The organism is Corynebacterium kalidii (genome assembly GCF_022869005.1).
GTDB classification, from domain to species: Bacteria; Actinomycetota; Actinomycetes; order Mycobacteriales; family Mycobacteriaceae; genus Corynebacterium; species Corynebacterium kalidii.
On the sequence record NZ_JALIEA010000009.1, the window covers coordinates 1 to 2,341 of the forward strand.

Genomic DNA, 2,341 nt, shown 5'->3' on the forward strand with positions numbered 1-2,341 from the left:
CGAGCTGAAGAAGCGCAACCGGCCCCTCGAGCAGGAGAACGAGGTGCTGCGGCGTGCGGCGGCGTATCTGTCGCAGGCGAACCTGCCGTCAAAAGGTTCTACCCGCTCGTGACAGAGCTCGCCGCCGCAGGGATCTGGCCTTGCCCGCAAATCGTGGACAGGTAACTAAGCTGCCTTGGGCACCTCAGCAGCAGGTTTGTTGAACAGATTCATTTCGAACTCCACCGGCGGGACGTAACCCAGCGACGAGTGCAGCCGTCGGCGGTTGTAGACCACCTCAATCCACCGGGCGACAGCCTGGCGTGCCTCAGCCCGGGTGGGCCAGGTGCACCGGTCGTAGAATTCGGTTTTCAACGTGGCCCACACACTTTGAGGCCATCGCATTGTCCCAACACACCCCGGTCCGGCCCATCGACTGCAGTACGTGCAGGTCCTGGCACACTCGGTGCATCTGTTCGCTGGTGAACTGGCACCCACGATCAGCGTGGAACACCACATCATCGGGCAGCTCACCGCGTAGGGTGTGGGCCATGCACAGGGCCGTTCCACCAGGTCGGTGTGCATGTGGGTGTCCATCGCCCAGCCGATGATCCGCCGGGAATGCCCGTCGGTGACCGCCGCCAGATACACCCAGCCTTCACCGGTGCGAAGGTAGGTGATGCCGGAAAACCAGCATCGGTTACGTCCACCCTGGTCCCAGGCCCGTTGTGCCCGGTCGGGGATCGTGCGGGCCTCGACACCAGGCAGCGTGGTCACCGGGGAGAACTTCTTGGGGCTAATGCCCTCCAAGCCCTGGCGCAGCATCGACTTCGCCACGGTCTTGCGGTCAACGGTCATCCCTTCACGGGCGAGCTGGGCGTGCACCCTGGGAGCGCCGTAGACCTCGTCGGATTCGGTGAATACCTTCCGGACGTTCGCGTCGAGGTCGTCGCGCTCACGGCGTCTGGGCGATGGTTCTCTCGCTTGTCTGGCCGCCCAGGCGTAGAACCCAGACCGAGACACTCCCAGCAGGCGGGCCATACGCTTGACCTTGTAGTTCGTCTTCTCCTGCGCCATCAGTTCGAACCGTTCGTCGGTGGCTGCTTGGCAGCGAAGAAGGCTGCTGCTTTTGCCAGGAACTCATTGTCCTTGTGCAGATCAGCGACCTGGCGGCGCAGTCGTTTGAGTTCGGCGCGTTCATCCAGATCCAGCTCGCCGGTGGGTTCCCCGGCCTGGTGGGCACGTTCGGCGGCGACCCATTTACCTAGCGTCTGGGCTCCGACGCCCAGTTCGCGGGCGACCTCGGCGATGGTGCGGCCGGTGTCGATGACTAGGCGGGCAGCCTCGTGCTTGTACTCGGGGCTGAAGTTTCGCCGTGGTCGCTTGCCAGCGGTGTTGTCGGTCATGGTGACATCCTCTCGTGTGGGACAGATCCCGCTAAATCGGCTGTCCACTCAACGAGGGTAGGGCCAGATCCCTGTGACGGTGACGTGTCGGGTGCTCAAGCTCTCCCGCCAGCCCTACTACCGGTGGCTGGCTGACCCCGTCACCCCGAACGAGGTGGTCGAGGCGTATCGCGCGAACGCGCTGTTCGACGCCCACAAGGATAACCCTGAGTTCGGGCACCGCCTCCTCGCCGACGAAGCACGCGATGTGGGTGAGCCGATGGCCGACCGGACCGCGTGGCGGATCACATCGAGCAATGGCTGGTGGTCCGTGTTCGGGAAGAAACGGGCCAAGAACGGGAAGAAGCCTGGTCCGCCCGCCCATGACGATCTCTGCGCCGTGGTCGATGAGCATGGTCGTACCCGGCATGTGTTCACTGCGACGCGGGCGAATGAACTCTGGCTCGTGGACATCACGGAACACGGAACCGCGGAAGGCAAGCTCTACTGCTGTGCGATCAAAGACGCCTTCAGCCGGCGCATCGTCGGGTACTCCATCGACTCCAGGATGAAGTCCCGCCTGGCTGTCCAAGCACTTGAGAATGCGGTCCAGATGCGCGGTGACGTCGTCGGTTGCGTGGTCCATTCGGACAGAGGATCTCAATTTCGAAGCCGGAAGTTCCTGCGTGCTCTGGCCAGCCACGGCATGGTCGGTTCTATGGGCAGGGTGGGTTCGAGCGGCGACAATGCCGCGATGGAATCGTTCTTCTCTCTCCTGCAGAAGAACGTCCTTGATCGGCGTTCCTGGATCACGCGTGAGCAACTGAGGATCGCGATCGTGACCTGGATCGAGAGGACCTATCACCACCGACGACGGCAGGCCCGTCTGGGACGTTTGACCCCGATCGAATTCGAGGCCATCATGACCAAGGACGTCGCCCTCGCGGCGTGACTAACAACTGTCACCTAAACGTGCA

Annotated in this window: 3 pseudogenes; 2 read left to right on the forward strand and 1 reads right to left on the reverse strand. The window is 63.0% G+C overall.

Going from position 1 to position 2,341, the window contains the following annotated elements:
* Positions 1-135 (forward strand): annotated as a pseudogene (locus tag MUN33_RS02175) (IS3 family transposase); the annotation flags it as partial.
* A 30-nt stretch (positions 136-165) separates the two neighbouring features.
* Here MUN33_RS02175 and MUN33_RS02180 read toward each other — a convergent pair.
* Positions 166-1,385 (reverse strand): annotated as a pseudogene (locus tag MUN33_RS02180) (IS3 family transposase).
* 67 nt (positions 1,386-1,452) lie between these two features.
* On the opposite strand from MUN33_RS02180, the pseudogene MUN33_RS02185 reads away from it, so the two are divergent.
* Positions 1,453-2,316 (forward strand): annotated as a pseudogene (locus tag MUN33_RS02185) (IS3 family transposase); the annotation flags it as partial.
* Positions 2,317-2,341: the final 25 nt, after the last annotated feature.